At 31.0% G+C, this 16,231-nt stretch carries 16 protein-coding genes; 5 read left to right on the forward strand and 11 right to left on the reverse strand.

What is annotated here, in order from left to right; genetic code table 11:
• Positions 1-125 precede the first annotated feature (125 nt).
• The 4 genes from ABDZ93_RS03345 (at position 126) to ABDZ93_RS03360 (ending at position 2,544) form a co-directional block, all read left to right on the forward strand.
• Complete coding sequence (locus ABDZ93_RS03345; protein ID WP_343823621.1) at positions 126-557, forward strand: hypothetical protein; 432 nt, start codon at positions 126-128, stop codon at positions 555-557.
• Positions 558-720: 163 nt separating this feature from the next.
• On the forward strand, positions 721-1,404 hold the full coding sequence (locus ABDZ93_RS03350) for a FadR/GntR family transcriptional regulator (RefSeq protein WP_343824519.1): 684 nt from the start codon (positions 721-723) through the stop codon (positions 1,402-1,404).
• 91 nt (positions 1,405-1,495) lie between these two features.
• Positions 1,496-1,855, forward strand: coding sequence for a CidA/LrgA family protein (locus tag ABDZ93_RS03355; protein ID WP_343823623.1), 360 nt, complete (start codon positions 1,496-1,498; stop codon positions 1,853-1,855).
• The gene (locus ABDZ93_RS03360) at positions 1,852-2,544 is read left to right on the forward strand and encodes an LrgB family protein (protein WP_343823625.1); all 693 of its coding nucleotides are present in this window, start codon (positions 1,852-1,854) and stop codon (positions 2,542-2,544) included. Before ABDZ93_RS03355 ends, ABDZ93_RS03360 begins: the two co-directional genes overlap by 4 nt.
• Before the next feature lie 88 nt (positions 2,545-2,632).
• Here ABDZ93_RS03360 and ABDZ93_RS03365 read toward each other — a convergent pair whose 3' ends face one another.
• Positions 2,633-5,182: a calcium-translocating P-type ATPase, PMCA-type gene (locus tag ABDZ93_RS03365; RefSeq protein ID WP_343823627.1), complete on the reverse strand. Its 2,550-nt coding sequence runs from the start codon at positions 5,180-5,182 to the stop codon at positions 2,633-2,635.
• Between the two features lie 333 nt (positions 5,183-5,515).
• Between ABDZ93_RS03365 and ABDZ93_RS03370 the strand changes: the two genes are divergently transcribed.
• On the forward strand, positions 5,516-7,156 hold the full coding sequence (locus ABDZ93_RS03370; RefSeq protein WP_343823629.1) for a putative manganese-dependent inorganic diphosphatase: 1,641 nt from the start codon (positions 5,516-5,518) through the stop codon (positions 7,154-7,156).
• A 64-nt stretch (positions 7,157-7,220) separates the two neighbouring features.
• Here the strand turns inward: ABDZ93_RS03370 and ABDZ93_RS03375 are convergent, their stop codons facing one another.
• The 10 genes from ABDZ93_RS03375 to flhA all read right to left on the reverse strand — a co-directional run bounded on the left by ABDZ93_RS03375 (position 7,221) and on the right by flhA (position 16,225).
• On the reverse strand, positions 7,221-7,988 hold the full coding sequence (locus ABDZ93_RS03375) for a hypothetical protein (RefSeq protein ID WP_343823631.1): 768 nt from the start codon (positions 7,986-7,988) through the stop codon (positions 7,221-7,223).
• A 137-nt stretch (positions 7,989-8,125) separates the two neighbouring features.
• Complete coding sequence (locus ABDZ93_RS03380; RefSeq protein WP_343823633.1) at positions 8,126-8,914, reverse strand: flagellar hook-basal body complex protein; 789 nt, start codon at positions 8,912-8,914, stop codon at positions 8,126-8,128.
• Between the two features lie 257 nt (positions 8,915-9,171).
• On the reverse strand, positions 9,172-9,954 hold the full coding sequence (locus ABDZ93_RS03385; RefSeq protein ID WP_343823635.1) for a flagellar hook-basal body complex protein: 783 nt from the start codon (positions 9,952-9,954) through the stop codon (positions 9,172-9,174).
• Positions 9,947-10,099 (reverse strand): hypothetical protein, encoded by a 153-nt coding sequence (locus ABDZ93_RS03390; protein WP_343823637.1) that lies wholly within the window; start codon positions 10,097-10,099, stop codon positions 9,947-9,949. The genes ABDZ93_RS03385 and ABDZ93_RS03390 overlap by 8 nt, the downstream gene beginning before the upstream one ends.
• A gap of 50 nt (positions 10,100-10,149) precedes the next feature.
• Entirely contained in the window at positions 10,150-10,692 is a 543-nt protein-coding gene (locus ABDZ93_RS03395; protein ID WP_343823639.1) for a hypothetical protein, read from the reverse strand.
• 15 nt (positions 10,693-10,707) lie between these two features.
• A complete protein-coding gene (locus ABDZ93_RS03400) occupies positions 10,708-11,442 on the reverse strand; it encodes a sigma-70 family RNA polymerase sigma factor (protein WP_343823640.1) in 735 nt (244 codons plus the stop codon).
• A 12-nt stretch (positions 11,443-11,454) separates the two neighbouring features.
• Positions 11,455-12,114: a flagellar brake protein gene (locus ABDZ93_RS03405; RefSeq protein ID WP_343823641.1), complete on the reverse strand. Its 660-nt coding sequence runs from the start codon at positions 12,112-12,114 to the stop codon at positions 11,455-11,457.
• A 9-nt stretch (positions 12,115-12,123) separates the two neighbouring features.
• Complete coding sequence (locus ABDZ93_RS03410) at positions 12,124-12,990, reverse strand: MinD/ParA family protein (RefSeq protein ID WP_343823643.1); 867 nt, start codon at positions 12,988-12,990, stop codon at positions 12,124-12,126.
• Positions 12,984-14,162, reverse strand: coding sequence for a flagellar biosynthesis GTPase FlhF (gene flhF, locus ABDZ93_RS03415; RefSeq protein WP_343823645.1), 1,179 nt, complete (start codon positions 14,160-14,162; stop codon positions 12,984-12,986). The genes ABDZ93_RS03410 and flhF overlap by 7 nt, the downstream gene beginning before the upstream one ends.
• Positions 14,162-16,225 (reverse strand): flagellar biosynthesis protein FlhA, encoded by a 2,064-nt coding sequence (gene flhA / locus ABDZ93_RS03420; protein ID WP_343823647.1) that lies wholly within the window; start codon positions 16,223-16,225, stop codon positions 14,162-14,164. Before flhA ends, flhF begins: the two co-directional genes overlap by 1 nt.
• Positions 16,226-16,231 lie beyond the last annotated feature (6 nt).

Here is a 16,231-nt window from a genome sequence, read left to right on the forward strand (position 1 = left end):
TAAAACATAAACTTGTTATAACAACTTAATTATTATATAATAATGGTATTGTGTAATATTATACACTTGGATACAGTCAGATATTATACTTAGTTATTTATTCTTCATGTAAAGGAGTTATTCATATGGGATTCAAAGACAAATTATCACAAAGTTATTCTAATGCTTTTATAAATAGATATGGCGATAGAATAACGCAAGTTCAAGGAAGAGCTTTATCTGTTAAAACAGAGGAAAAATCTTTTATTGGAATTTTAAATACTATTATTGTTACTATTGTAGTAAAGCAAGACAGTGCTAGAACTATAGCAACTTGTGTTTATAAGAAAAAGAGATGGTTTAAAAAGCCAGAATTCATTCCTGTATCTCAAGGTCATTCTCTATTAATCCAAGGTTTAAAACCTGATTATTCTAAAAAGAAAAAGAAGAAAAAGAAATTCAAAGACTACATAAGCATAATGAACGTTATGAATCTTACTAATAAGAGAGACTTAGTTCCTGTTGAGGGTGGTCAAAAGAAGATACAGAGAGTAAAACAAGATAGAAGATTTAAATAAGTAAAGAAGCTCCCTTAGCTGGGGCTTAATAGGAAAACTTAACTTCTTAGTTAGCACAGGATACCACTTTTATCCTGTGCTTTTTCCGATAAATTCTAAGTGAATGAAATTTGAAAAATTCATATCTTTAAGTAAAGTAGCCATATATGGTAAGGTGAGGTTTATGGGAATTGAAAATAGATCTTATTTAAAAGTAATTCAGTACATAAAACAATTACTTTTAAGTGAGCAATTAAGTATGGGAGATAAACTCCCCACAGAACGTGAGTTGTCAGAAAAATTAAATATAAGTAGGAATTCTATACGTGAAGCAATAAGAATGATGGAAAACATGGGAATTATAGAAAGTCGCCAAGGTTCTGGCAATTATTTGATGGGAAATATCGGTAGGAGTTTTACAGACTCCTTATCTATGATGTTGTTGATGAAACGTGTAGATTATCTTGAAATTAGTCAATTGAGACGTGGAATTGAAATTCAGGCTCTCTCCCTTGCTATGAACCTAATTACAGAAGAAGATTTAACTAATCTTAACACTTTGTTAGATGAAATGGATGAATGCAGTGAAATACAACGAGCTATTTTAGATAAAGAATTTCACTATGCTGTTGTGACCCTATCTAAGAACCAGTTAATGCTAAGTATTATGGAAGGCTTATCAGAGATATGTCAAGAATTTATAGAACACATACTAAGTCGAACATTAAACAATGAAAAAACTATCCTTATAAATTTGCATAAAAAAATATTTAAAAGTCTAGTAGAGAAAGACTTGTCCATAGGTGTTGAAGCAATCAATGAACATTATAATGTTATTGATAAATTATTAATAAATGATAAGAAATAGTGGTTAATAACCACTATTTTTCGTTTGACATGCATATAAAAAAGAGGTACAATTCTAAATTGGTAGTACCAATTTAGAAAGGGATGTTTGCATGAAGTATGTTCGTCAATTTGGAATTATTTTGTCAATAACTTTTATTGGAGAGATATTAAAATATATTATTCCATTACCTATTCCTGCCAGTATATATGGTTTAATTCTCATGCTTTTAATTTTAAAATCAAAAATAATTTCTCTTGATCAAGTAAAAGAAACTGGAACTTTTTTAATAGAAATTATGCCTCTAATGTTTATACCAGCAGCAGTTGGTTTACTAGTTTCTTGGGAATCACTAAAGGATATTTATATTCCTATTATTATAATAACCATTTTAACCACTGTAATTGTAATGACAGTGACAGGTAAGGTTACTCAGCTTATGATTAAATTAGAGAGGATGAATAAGAATTGAAGGATTTATTATGTAATTCAGCATTTTTTGGTGTAGTAGTCAGTGTCCTAGGCTATGAGATAGGTTTATTTTTAAAGAAAAAATTTAATAAGGGAATCTTTAATCCGCTACTTATTTCAATTCTTTTTGTAATGATAGCTCTAGTTATTTTTAGAGTAGATTTTGAAAGTTATAATGATGGAGCAAAATATTTAAGCTATTTGTTAACACCTGCTACAGTTTGTCTGGCAATCCCTTTATATGAACAATTGGATTTACTAAAAAACAATTTTAAAGCTATTATAATAGGAATTTTTTCGGGAGTAGCAGCTAGTCTTATAAGTGTATTTCTCTTTGCTTTACTTTTTCAGTTTACCCATGAACAGTATGTAACCTTGCTTCCAAAATCGATTACCACAGCTATAGGAATGGGAATTTCAGAAGAGCTAAATGGAATTGTCACAATTACAGTAGCTGTTATTATTGTAACTGGTATCATTGGTAATATCCTTGCTGAAATGATTTGCAAGGTATTTCATATTCATGAACCTGTTGCCAAAGGAATTGCCATAGGAACCTCTTCCCATGCCATAGGAACTGCAAAGGCAATGGAAATGGGAGAAATTGAAGGAGCTATGAGTGGTCTTGCAATAGCGGTTGCAGGTTTGTTCACAGTAGTTGGAGCCTCCATATTTGCTAATTTTATATAGATTAAAAATGAAGTAATCTACAAGATAAAATACCCACATCACCTTAACGGTATCCGTGGGTATTGTTTTTATATAAATTCGAACATTGCTAGGATCTATTTCCTACAAAGGTAGCAATGCTATTAATAAAGGATATTATTCCTGAGAAGAATACAATGATTGCCCACTGACCAATACCTATAGACATGGTATGGAATATACCTTGTAATACAGGAACATATATTACTAATAAAAGTGCTGTCACTGAAATAACAACAGAGCCTATTAGATACATATTAGTAAATGGATTGATTTCAAATAATGAATACTTTTCACTTCTACATTCAAATACGTGAATTAACTGTGAGCAAATTAAAGTTCCAAGGGCCAAGGTTCTACAAATTCCCAAGCCATATCCATAATACTTACCTGCTAAGAATGCAAGAACTGTACAAACACCAATTAAAGCTCCTCTAATTAATATCTTTTCTTTTAATCCTCTTGCAAAAACACTTTCTCCTTTTTTTCTTGGCTTTTCATACATTATGTTTTTATTTGGAGGATCTACACCAAGAGCTATAGCTGGCAGTCCATCTGTAACTAGATTTACAAACAAAATTTGAATAGGAAGTAGTGGTACTTCTAAATAAAACAATGAAGCTAAGAACATGGTCAATACTTCACCTAAATTACAAGACAATAAATATCTTATAAACTTTCTAATATTATCATATATAACCCTACCTTCTTCTACAGCAGTTACAATGGTAGCAAAGTTATCATCTAATAATATCATGGATGCAGCTTCCTTAGTTACATCTGTTCCTGAAATTCCCATAGCTATTCCAATGTCGGCTTCTTTAATAGCAGGTGCATCATTAACTCCATCACCAGTCATGGCTACAATATTACCCCTGTTTTTAAAAGCCTTTACTATTCTTAATTTGTGCTTAGGGCTAACTCTTGCAAATATTCTATAATCATCTATGGACTTTTCAAGTTCTTTATCACTTATTCTATCAAGTTCAGCTCCTGTAATTACTTCCTTGCTTTCATTACATATATTTAGATCTTTGCCTATGGCAAATGCTGTATTTTTATGATCACCAGTAATCATAACAGGTCTTATTCCTGCAACTCTACATCTTAAAACTGCATCTTTTACTTCTTTTCTCGGTGGGTCTATAATTCCAGCTACACCTACAAAAACTAAGCCATTTTCCACTTTATCTCCTTTAATTAAATTATCCTCTTTATATGCACCTGCAATGCATCTAAGAGCTCTAAAAGACATATCATCAATAAGCTTTTCTACACTTCTTCTATAAGGAATAGTTAATGGTTCTACTCTTCCATTTACTAATATGTGTGAACATCTATCTAGCACTCTCTCTGGAGCTCCTTTAACATAACATATGTCCTTTCTAGTATTGGTATCCTTCACAATTACTGTCATCATTTTTCTTGTTGAATCAAAGGGTATATCAAAAATTCTCTCTACTTTACAATTAAAAGCTTCTATTTCAGAGACCTTTTTAAAGAATCCTTTTATTAAAGCAGTTTCTGTAGGATCTCCCATTAAAGCCTTTTCTATAGAATTAGAAGAATAATTATAGTTACAATCATTACAATACACAAATATTTTTTTTAAGATGTCATGGTCAAAGCTTTTATCTTCATCAATATCATGAATTTTTCCATTATGAAGAAGTGCTGTTACCGTCATTCTATTTTCTGTTAATGTTCCTGTTTTATCACTACATATTACAGAGGTACATCCTAGGGTTTCCACTGCTGGTAACTTTCTTACTAGGGCATTTCTCTTAAGCATTCTAGATACCCCTAAAGCAAGTGCAACAGTTACTATAGCTGATAATCCTTCTGGAATAGCAGCAACGGCTAAACTAACTCCAGATAAAAACATGTCATAGATATTTTCCCCTCTATAAATACCTAAAAATGTTACTACAGCACATATAATTAGACAAAGAACTACAAGTACTTTTCCAAGGGAATTTAATCTTTCCTTTAATGGTGATGGTTCATCTTCTATAGAATGAAGCATATGAGCTATTCTACCCATTTCTGTATTCATACCAGTTCCATATACCTTTGCCTTACCCCTACCTGTTAAAACAATAGTTCCCATATATATATTATTTTCACTATCCTCTGAACTCTTGTGTACTCCTACTGATTCACCAGTTAGAAGAGATTCATCCATCATAAGATTATTTCCTTCAATTAAAATACTATCTGCAGGTATCCTATCGCCACTTTCTAATATAACTAAATCTCCTGGCACTAGATATATAGAATTTATAACTTCAATTTTTCCATCTCTTATTACCTTAGCTGTAGGTGATGATAGTTTTTTTAACTGTTCTAAGGATTTTTCAGTTTTATATTCTTGAACAAAGCCTAAAATTCCATTCATTACTATAATTATTAAAATAGTTATAGCATCTGCTTTATCCCCCATAAAACCCGATATAACAGTTGCCACCATTAATATCCAAATAATCAAGTCATTAAATTGTGATAAAAATATTTTTATAGGTGACACTCTTTTCTTACTCTGTAACTCATTTAGTCCGTATTCTTTCAGTCTAACTTCTATTTCATTGGTAGATAGTCCTCTATATTCTTTAGCACTCACATTTTCTCCCCCTTAACAATTTATTTTATTATAGTTAGAAATAATCTATTATTAAATATATGTAGCATATTACCAGTATATGAAAACTTTAACTTTACATAAAGTAAATAAACATTTAAAATACTAATTATCAGGTAAACAGAGTTCTTTGCTTCAGAGGAGGTTTTTACTCCCACTGTGTAGTCATCGGATTAACAGAGTTCTTAACTTCTCTGAATCTTTAGAAATCATTACCCAGGGACGCAACAGCTCTTTACTCTCACTTTAAAGAAGATGGGAGTATTAGAGCTGGTAGTCATCGGATAAAATAGATATTATAAAGGAAGGTTATTCATGATAAATAAGGTATACATAACAGGTCATAGAAATCCTGACTCTGATTCTATATGTTCAGCCATTGCCTATTCAGAGTTTAAAAATAAAACCCAAAGAATTAATGCTATCCCAATTAGACTAGGAGATGTTAGTAGAGAAACTCAATTTATTCTAGATTACTTTGGAGTTAAACCACCACAACTTGTTCAAACGGTAAAACCTCAAATTATGGATTTAAAAATAGATACAGTAGCTCCTATTGCTTCAGACATATCATTAAAAATGGCTTGGTCTATAATGAAGCAAAAAAATATTAAGACTCTTCCAGTTATATATCCTAACGAGAAATTAGCTGGAATTGTTTCAGTATCAAATCTAGCTTCTAGCTATCTAGATATTTGGGATAATTATGTTTTAGCAAAAAGTAAAACAAGTATTAGTAACATTTTAGAAACTTTATCTGCTCAAATTGTTTATTTATCAGATGAAAACTTAGAACTTAAGGGAAAAGTTGTAGTTTCTATGATGGAACCAAATGATAGAAATCTAATAGAAGCAGAAGATATTTGCATCTGCGGAGACCGCGAGGTAGTTCAGGAATTTGTATTGGAGTGTAATGCTAGATTAATGATAATTACTAATAATACTACTCCTTCTGAAAAAATCATTGACCTAGCTAAAGAAAAAGGCTGTACTATAATCAGTACTCCATATGACTCATTTACTGCTGCTAGATTAATACCTCAAAGTATTCCTATAGAATATGTAATGACTAAAAATAATGTAATTACCTTTTCTACTAGTGACTTCATTGAAGATATTAAGGATATTATGCTAGAAACTAGATATAGAAGTTATCCAGTTTTAGACGAAGATGGTTCCGTAGTTGGAAGTATTTCTAGATATCACTTAATAACACAACAAAGAAAGAAAGTAATTTTAGTGGATCATAATGAAAAGACTCAGTCTGTAGATGGTCTTGAGGATGCAAATATTTTAGAAATTATTGACCACCACAGAATAGGTGATATTCAAACAGGTCAACCAATATACTTTAGAAATGAGCCTGTTGGAAGTACTTCTACCATAGTTGCTAATATATTCTTTGAAAATGGAATTAGACCATCTAAAAAAGTGGCTGGACTTTTATGTGGAGCTATTATTTCCGATACTCTACTATTAAAATCTCCAACAGCGACTATTGTAGATGAAATCATTCTAAAGAGATTATCTGAAATTGCAGATATAGATATAGAAAAGTTTGCACAAGAGATGTTTAAAGCTGGAACTTCATTAGAAGGAAAAAGTTCAAAAGAACTTTTATACCAAGACTTTAAAATTTTTAATATGGGAAATTTCAAAGTAGGAGTTGGACAAATAACAACTACTTATATGGATGGATTTACTCCGCTAATTAATGATTTAAAGACTGTAATGAACGAAAAATTAACTCAAGGTAAATTTGACATGATTATTCTTATGGTTACTGACATCTTTAAAAGTTCTTCTCTATTTATTGTATGTGGTGAACACAAAGAAATATTCTCTAGAGCCTTTAATGTGAAGTTAAGTAATGGAACAGCTTACATTGATAAGATAGTTTCTAGAAAGAAACAAGTTATTCCACCTCTTTCAGAAGTTATAAACCAAATCAAGTAGTTCCATAGCTCTAAAGAAGGCTGTCCCCTAAAATTAATTATGGAGACAGCCTCTTTCTATTGAGTTAAATGACTGTTAATTTTATCATTGAGCCCTTATTCACCATATAAATCCAGAAAATAACAAAGAAAATAAAACATACTCCATATATAACCGTTAAAAAATCCTTAACACATAAATCATCAATTTTTCCCTGGTACACCCCATAGCTTTTTAGATAATGCACTCCCTTATCTTGTATATAGTAAAAGTTAACTGATTCAATATACGCAGCTAAAATATATATGTTTAATAGTGGATTAGTAAATATATTTATAAAAAAATCTCCTTTAAAATTAATTTTAAAGGTTTTATTTCTAATTACATAGACAATATATAAGAACATTCCTCCTATTAGAGTGGGAATAATATTTAACATATTTAAAATACTATTTATAAACTTTAGTCCTTCATCATCACTGGTATAATATATTAATGTATATATTACTCCACCTGTATTACCTATAAGTAGAATATAGATTAAAGGTGCTAAAAACCCACAAATCAGTGATTTACTAATTAAAGATAAAGTATTGTAAAATTCCTTTTTTTCAGTTGATTTTTTAATTACAGTTTTTCTCTCACTATTACTTATCTCAATAACGAAGAAAGCTACAATAGCATTAACAATCTCACTATCAGATATAATACTTATAATTACGCCTAAGATGATTATAAGTATAAAATATACCCATTGTAATACTGCTTTGTCTCTTATTTTCACACTAAATTTCTCATTAACTTTTATTGCTAAGTCATGCCTATCAAACTTCCAAAATAATATACTTAACAAACATCCAAATAAATATCCTACCCCATCATATCCCTCCTCTTATTTAAAGTTCATCCTTTGTTAATGTTATATTATATGTTTTAAAACATAAAAAAAGAATGAAAAACTCTGTCTTTCATTCTTTTCTATTTACATGTCTATCTCAAATTATTTATCATTCCCCACATATCATCTGCAGTTTTTAAAGCAGAGGAACTTAACTGAAAGGCTCTTTGAGCTACAATCATGTCAGTCATCTCAGTAGATACATCTACATTGGAGTTTTCCGTAAATCCTTGATAAATATCTCTATTGGTAGTTTCTATTACGGTAGCTCCTTCTATTGGAACAAATAAGCTTTGTCCAGCAGAAATAAAATCTGTATCACCTATAGTCTTATAAGTTTTAATGTCTCCAACTTTTATAGGATTTCCATCATTATCTAATGATAACGCTCCATTTGCATCTATAGAAAACTTATCTTTAGCAAAGTTTATTGGACCTCCTGGTACATTTACTTCATTACCATTGGCATCAGTTATAGATAATCTATATCCATTATTATCTACTAAAATTCCTGCAGCATCCACTTTGAAGTTTCCATTTCTAGTATACGCTGCACTTCCATCTTGCTTATATACTTTAAATAACCCTTCTCCATCTATGGCTAAATCTGTAGATAGCTTTGTATTAGTTAGGCTTCCTTGAGTTTTTATTCTAACTTCATTAGTAGATTTCACTCCTGTACCAACATAAAGTTCAGCATTTGCATCCTTAGACCAAGGTACTCCCAGTCTCTCTAAAGAACTAGTATAGAGGTCCTGGAATGTAGATGATACTTTTTTATATCCAATAGTACCAGTGTTTGCTATATTGTTTGATATTAGGTCTAGTTTATTCTGTTGTGCTTCCATTGCACTTCTATTGGTGTAAAACATACCGTACATAAACTCACTCCTTAAATTTTTTTCTCTATTACTTTTATCCGATGACTACCAGCTCTATACTCCCATCTTCTTCAAAGTTGGAGTAAAGAGTTGCTACGTCCCTGGATAACGATTTCTAACCTTCGAAGAAGCTAAGAACTCTGTTAATCCGATGACTACCAGCTCTAATACTCCCATCTTCTTCAAAGTTGGAGTAAAGAGTTGCCTACGTCCCTGGATAACGATTTCTAAAGCTTCAGAGAAGCTAAGAACTCTGTTTATCTAGCATTACCTATTTCATTGACAGCCTTATCTAAAGTAGAATCTAAGATCTTTAAAATAGTTGCATTACTTTCAAAGTTTCTCATTACGGTCATCATGTTACTAGTTTCTTGAACTACACTAACATTAGAGCCTTCAAGGGACTTATTAACCACATAAGGATTATTAACAAAGGTTGGATTTGTTCCTTCAAAAAGGTTGTATGTAAATTCATTAAGATTTTCATATTTACCTTGGTCATTCTTTGTGAAATTAACCACAGCTAATGTACCAGCTGCTCTTCCATCCACAGATATATTTCCTGCAACGTCTGCAGAAATACTTCCTTGACCTATATATATCGGTGCTAGTCCATTTCCACTCCTACTAAGTACCCTATCTCCATTAGAGGTCACTAAATATCCTGAAGTGTCTACAGCAAAATGACCATCTCTTGTATAATAATTTGTAGCTCCATTAGCGGTTTGTCTTTGAACTACAAAAAATCCTTCTCCCTGAAGGGCGAAATCAGTTGTTACTCCTGTATCCTTTATACTTCCTTGGGAAAAGTTAGTGGTACGATCATTTATTTCTACTCCATTACTCATAGATCCAATGGTTACTCTTTCATTATTTTTTCCATCTTTATTAGAAATATATACCTCATCGAAACTCTTCATTGACAATATCTGTGACTTATATCCTGTAGTGTTTATATTTGCTAGATTATTCATAATAGCACTTTGATTCTTTTCACTAGTAATTATTCCAGAAGCTACTGTATACAACCCTCTAATCATTGTTTGCACCCGCCTTTATATCTATTTTAATCTGATCTGGATAACTCATTCCTAACTTTTTTGCTCTTATTTCAATTTCACCATCACTAAGTTTATAATCTATTTTAGCAGGTATAGTAAAAATTACTCCCAAAATTATACCCATTCCTATACCAAACAAAACTTTTCTATCACTTAAAACATTGATAAACTTTTTTATTTTAGATATAATTCCTTTATTAATAAGACCTCACCCTTCCCTATATTCAGACGTTGTGCTATGATATCTTCACTTAAGCCCTCTACTAATAGCTCTTTTACCTCTTCTACTTTTAAGCTATTACCGCTTATATCTTTTTTAGGATTACTGTCTTTCTCTTCTTCTTTTGAGTCATTCATTAACTCATCTATGTTCTCCCCTTGAATAAGTATATCATCATCTAATGAATCAACCTTATCTACCAAGGTGTTTATGTACTCATCATTACTAATATTTTTTTTCGAATCATCACTTTTTTCTAATAATTCTTCTTTAATAAATTCAGTATAATTTTCTTTTTTCAAATCACTTATTTCTCTTTGTAATTCTGTAATTGTTTTAGCAAACTCACTTCTTATTTCAATGAGTCTCATATCTACTTCATCTATATTAGATTCTGCATCTATTATAGCTTTCTTAAAGTTATTTTCTTCTCTTATTATAGCCCTTATATTTGTAGCAATTAAAGCCACTCCAATAATAATTAATAAAATATACATATTCCCACCTATCTTCTATGACTTAATGTCATATTGGAGTTTTTCAATTTCTTTTCTTAAATTCAAAATTGCTCTACTGTGAAGTTGACAAACCCTTGATTCTGATACCTCTAATACTTCTCCCACTTGTTTTAAAGTAAGCTTTTCAAAGTAGTATAAATTTAATATAAGTCTATCTCTTTCCTTTAGATTATCTAGCCCTCTCCTTAGGTATTCTAACATTTCTTTTTCTTCCAATGACCTTTGTGGAGACGGACTTTTAGTATCTTCTATGGAATTAATTAAAGACATTTCCTCATCATCACCAAATAGAATAGTTTCTAAGGACATCATTGAAATATAGTTTACATATCCCTGTATATCTGTAAGCTCCTTTAAACTTATTTCCATCCTTTCAGCTACTTCAGCATCCTTTGGTTCTCTGTAAAGCTTATTTTGTAATTCTTCTACTACCTTATTATATCTATTAAGCTTATCTATTGCTCTTTTTGATATAGGGCTGTTTTTTCTTATTTCATCTATAATACTTCCATTTATTCTTATGGCAGCATAGGTGGAAAATTTCATACCCTTTGTGTCATCATACTTATTTATTGCATCCATAAGCCCAATCATTCCATAACTTATTAAGTCTTCATATTCAACATATTTATTTTTTCCTACTATAATCTTAGAAGCAATATACTTTACAAGTGGTATATTCTTTTTAATTATCTCTTCCCTAACATCTAGATCACAAGCTACAGACACATCAGTTCCCTCCTACTTTGTTTTCATTAGCTTTCTCATATTCTGAAAAATAAACTGTATTATGCTTTCTCTTACCTTAGCATCAATATATTTAAATTTTACTCCATATATATGTTCATTTTTATTTTGGGTTTCATCTCTAACTATTTTACCTAATGCTAAAATGTCTTGGTTATTAATCTTAGTATTCAGCATGACTAGTTGTCCTAAATCAAGACTTTCTTTTACTTTTATTCTAATACCTCCGCCACTTAAGTCTAGGGTTTGTCCTTCTCTATAATCACAGTTTTCAATATCTCTAAGCATGCTCTCATTATATTTATCTATAGGGAGATATTTTACCTTATTCATAAATGGAATTCTTACATGGTCTCTTCTTTGTACTTTCTTTAGTTCACTTTCTCTTTCCAATATAATCATAGCTATATTATCAAACTTTCTTCCTTTGACTTTAGCCTGGAAGCTATATATATTGCCTTTTCCATCATTATAATTACACGTAATTGTATCTCCAGTGGTTAAGGGATAACTTATGCCATTTAATATAGGTGTAGCTATAGCTATATATATACCTTCTTCATCCATGTCTTGAACTATCGATTTTGCTAATTCACAATTTTTTGTGTAAATCTCTATTTTATTATTGATTTCCATCATATTATTAGCCTTCATGCTCTCCTCCTATGAAAAAATATTAAGCATTTTTTTAAATATACCTTGTATGCTATTACCCTTATTATAGTTTATACCTTCTAACTCCTTTGCAATAGCTTCAATGTTTTCACTTACTTCACTTTTAGGAAAGGACAATACCACAGGTCTTTGCATCCTAACAGCCTGCACTAATTTTTTATCTTCTGCTACATTTCCTAAATGCACTAATTTAGCATCTAGAAATCTCTTTGCTGAACTATTAAGTCTATTAAAAGTATCATTTCCTTCTTCCTTAGTTAAAACCTTATTTACAATAACTTTGGCTCTATTTTTCACATTATGACTGCATATAGTTTTTAGTAAGCTGTATGCATCAGTTAATGCTGTTGGTTCTGGCGTAGTCACAATAAAAACTTCATGACTACATTCTATAAAAGCCATAACTGTCCTATTTATGCCAGCTCCTGTATCAATTAATATATAGTCGAAATCTTTAATTTCGCCTAGCTTATTAATTAATACTTCTCTTTGTTCCTTATTTAAATCATCTAATCTAGAAAGCCCTGTACCTCCACATAAAATTTTTATACCTAAAGGCCCATTTATAACTACATCATTAACGGATTTATTATTTAATATTATATCAAATATGGTATATCTAGGTATAGTTCCTATTAAAACATCTACATTACCCATACCTAAGTCTGCATCAAGTACTAAGACCTTTTTCCCTAGTTTTTTAAGAGAAATTGCTAAATTAATTACCATGTTACTTTTACCTACTCCCCCCTTACCGGAAGTTATGGTAAAAATTTTAGTATTTTTATTGCTTTCTTCAATATTCTCTTGCTCTTCAAATACCATCTGTCTTAATCTTGAAGCCTGGTCTAACATATACTATTTTCCCCTAACACCAATTTTATTACCTCATCCTCCAATGGCACCTTTATATCATCTGGTACATTCTGTCCTAGAGTGATAAATTTAATAGGAACTTGAGTCCTTCTACATATATTTAATATAGAACCATAAGTTGAAGTTTCATCTAGCTTAGTAAGTATTAATCCCTTATATTTTATATTAGAAAATCCTTTAGCTATGATGTCCATGTCACCACTCTTAGTAGTAGCACTGACTACTAAATAAGCATTATCTACCTTTGCCTTATCTAAAAAAGCCTTTAGTTCCAATACTTGCATAGTATTCTTACTACTTCTACCAGTAGTATCTAATAGAATTACATCACATTCTTTCATTGAGTTTATTGCTTCTTCCATCTCAGTTAGTGAAAATACCACTTTGAAATCTATATTCATAATATCTGCATAGGTTTTTAACTGCTCTACTGCGCCTATTCTATAAGTATCCACAGTTATTAAACCTACCTTTTTCTTTTTTACAAGGGCTAAATCCCCTGCTAGCTTTGCTATAGTTGTAGTTTTCCCTACTCCTGTAGGACCAACTAAAGCCACGATGCCATTTATTTCACTTGAATCTATTTTTATACTAGATTTAAGCTCCTCTACAATTCCATTCATGATTTCATCAATGGAAGACACTTTTTTACTTAATTTAATAGTTTCAATTAATTCTTCAACTATATCCTTTGATACATCCAATTCTCTAAGTCTTTCCTTAGCCTCATTAAAATAAATTTCATTAGGGTTGCGATTTTCTTGCTGCAATTGATTTTCTTCTTGATTGTTTTTATTTGAATCTTCTAATTTAAATTCCTCATTGATAGGATTATTATTTTGAGAAGAAAAATAGGAATCAATAATACTCTTCATTGTTTCAACTTCTTGTCTTAGCTCCAATTCATCATTTTTCACTATTTCCACTGGTAAAACACTCTTATTGTTTATTTCTTTATCATCACAACTTAAGTCATTAGATTTAGATTCAACAGCTGCCGTTATCTCCACTACTTTAGGAGAAAATAAACCTTTAATACCAGGCTTTCTTACAACCCTTTGACTTATAATTACAGCATCTTTACCTAATTCCTTACCTATCTTACTTAATGCTTCCTTCATACTAGAAGCTACATATTTCTTTATAATCATTAGATAGATACAACTCCTTCAGTTCTTATCTCTACATCATTAGGTATTTCGTTTAAAGATAATACTACAATACCTGGAAATACCATTTCTATAAGCTTTCTAAAAGCTGGTCTAATTCTTGGCGAAACTAGAACTATAGGTATATTAGTTGGAAAGTGTGTACTTTCTAACATTACCTTAATACTATTAAATATTTCAGTTGTAATATCTGGGTTTATGGCTGGGAAAGAACCCTGCATAGATTTTTGAATATTACTTCCTATTAATTTTTCTATATCTGGAGATATAGTTACTGCTGTAATTTTATGTTCTTCATCCACTAGGTCATTGCATATGGTTCTACTTAGCGAGAACCTCACATATTCTGTTAATATTTCTATATCCTTGGTATTTCGCGAATTATCAGCAAGACATTCTAATATAGTTACCATGTCTTTTATAGATACCTTTTCTTTTAAAAGTCCTTGTAAAACCTTTTGAATTTCTCCTATAGTCATAAGGTCTGGTACAAGCTCCTCTACAACTGTAGGGTATTTTTCCTTCACAGAATCTAGAATCACTTTAGTTTCTTGGCGACCAAGAAGTTCATAAGAATGAACTTTAATAGTTTCTGTAAGATGGGTAACCATAACTGTAGTTGGATCTACCACAGTAAGTCCCTTTATCTCTGCATCTTCTCTTTGATCCTTATTTATCCAAATAGCTTCTATTCCAAAGGTAGGTTCTATAGTCTTTATTCCCTGCATATTTATATCTTCTCCAGAAGGATTCATACATAGAAACATGCTTGGCATTATATCGGCTCTAGCTATTACTGTTCCTCTTATCTTTATTACATATTCATTATTTTTAATTTGTAGATTGTCTCTAATTCTGATAGGCTGAACCACAATTCCCATCTCTATAGCACATTGCCTTCTTACTGATGAAATTCTCTGTAATAGATCTCCTCCTGAGGATTCATCTGCCATAGGAATAAGTCCATAGCCTATTTCTACCTCTAATGGCTCTACTGAAATTAAATTCATCACATTTTCTGGCTCTCTGCTCTCACTTTCTACAATTTCTTTTTCTTCTATTTCTATCTTCTGCTTAACTTGCTGCTTTTCATCCTTATACATTAGGTAAGCACTTGTTCCAGCAGCTGCTGATAGAGCAAAAAACACAAGTGTAGGCATACCTGGAATTATTCCTAGTATAAATAATACTATTGATGCTATGGCTATTACTACTGGGAATGCAGTTAATTGTGATGTAACTTGGGCTCCAAAGTTGTCATCACTTCCTGAACGAGTAACTAATATACCTGATGCTGTAGATATTAACAGTGCCGGCAATTGGCTTACAAGTCCATCTCCTATAGTAAGTTGTGTAAACTTACCAGCAGCTTCACCTATTGGCATATCCATCATTACTACTCCTATAACAATACCACCCAAAATATTAATTATAGTAATAATAATACCTGCTATAGCATCACCTTTAACAAATTTAGATGCTCCATCCATAGCTCCATAAAAATCTGCTTCTCTTTGTAGGTCAAGTCTTTTCTTTCTTGCATCTTCTTCAGTAATCATTCCTGCATTTAGATCTGCATCTATACTCATTTGCTTTCCTGGCATTGCATCTAAGGTGAATCTAGCTGAAACCTCTGATACTCTTCCAGCACCACTAGTTATAACTAAAAATTGTATAATAACAATAATTAAAAAGATTATTATTCCTACAAAATAGTTACCACCAATTACGAACTCTCCAAAGGCTTGTACTATCTTTCCTGCATCTGCTTGTCCTAGAATAAGCCTAGTAGAAGATACATTTAATGCCAACCTAAATAGAGTAGTTACAAGTAATAATGTCGGAAACACTGATAGTTGTAATACATTTGTAGTAAACATTGTAAGTAACATTATAACTATAGATATTGAAATATTAATGGCAAAGAAAATATCAAGTACTCCCGGTGGCAATGGTATAATTATCATTAGTACAATAAGAATTACCCCAAATGCTACTATTATATCTAAGTTATTCTTAATACTAAATCCCTTATCTTTAAGCATAATTAT

This window comes from Clostridium subterminale (assembly GCF_039521425.1).
GTDB lineage: Bacteria > Bacillota > Clostridia > Clostridiales > Clostridiaceae > Clostridium_J > Clostridium_J subterminale.

Bases quoted from the DNA above. Each gene is read 5' to 3' on its own strand.
- ABDZ93_RS03345 (WP_343823621.1), top strand. From the start codon at position 126: ATGGGATTCAAAGACAAATTATCACAAAGTTATTCTAATGCTTTTATA.
- ABDZ93_RS03350 (WP_343824519.1), top strand. From the start codon at position 721: ATGGGAATTGAAAATAGATCTTATTTAAAAGTAATTCAGTACATAAAA.
- ABDZ93_RS03355 (WP_343823623.1), top strand. From the start codon at position 1,496: ATGAAGTATGTTCGTCAATTTGGAATTATTTTGTCAATAACTTTTATT.
- ABDZ93_RS03370 (WP_343823629.1), top strand. From the start codon at position 5,516: ATGATAAATAAGGTATACATAACAGGTCATAGAAATCCTGACTCTGAT.
- ABDZ93_RS03380 (WP_343823633.1), bottom strand. From the start codon at position 8,914: ATGTACGGTATGTTTTACACCAATAGAAGTGCAATGGAAGCACAACAG.
- ABDZ93_RS03385 (WP_343823635.1), bottom strand. From the start codon at position 9,954: ATGATTAGAGGGTTGTATACAGTAGCTTCTGGAATAATTACTAGTGAA.
- ABDZ93_RS03390 (WP_343823637.1), bottom strand. From the start codon at position 10,099: ATGGGTATAATTTTGGGAGTAATTTTTACTATACCTGCTAAAATAGAT.
- ABDZ93_RS03395 (WP_343823639.1), bottom strand. From the start codon at position 10,692: ATGTATATTTTATTAATTATTATTGGAGTGGCTTTAATTGCTACAAAT.
- ABDZ93_RS03405 (WP_343823641.1), bottom strand. From the start codon at position 12,114: ATGAAGGCTAATAATATGATGGAAATCAATAATAAAATAGAGATTTAC.
- ABDZ93_RS03410 (WP_343823643.1), bottom strand. From the start codon at position 12,990: ATGTTAGACCAGGCTTCAAGATTAAGACAGATGGTATTTGAAGAGCAA.
- flhF (WP_343823645.1), bottom strand. From the start codon at position 14,162: ATGATTATAAAGAAATATGTAGCTTCTAGTATGAAGGAAGCATTAAGT.
- flhA (WP_343823647.1), bottom strand. From the start codon at position 16,225: ATGCTTAAAGATAAGGGATTTAGTATTAAGAATAACTTAGATATAATA.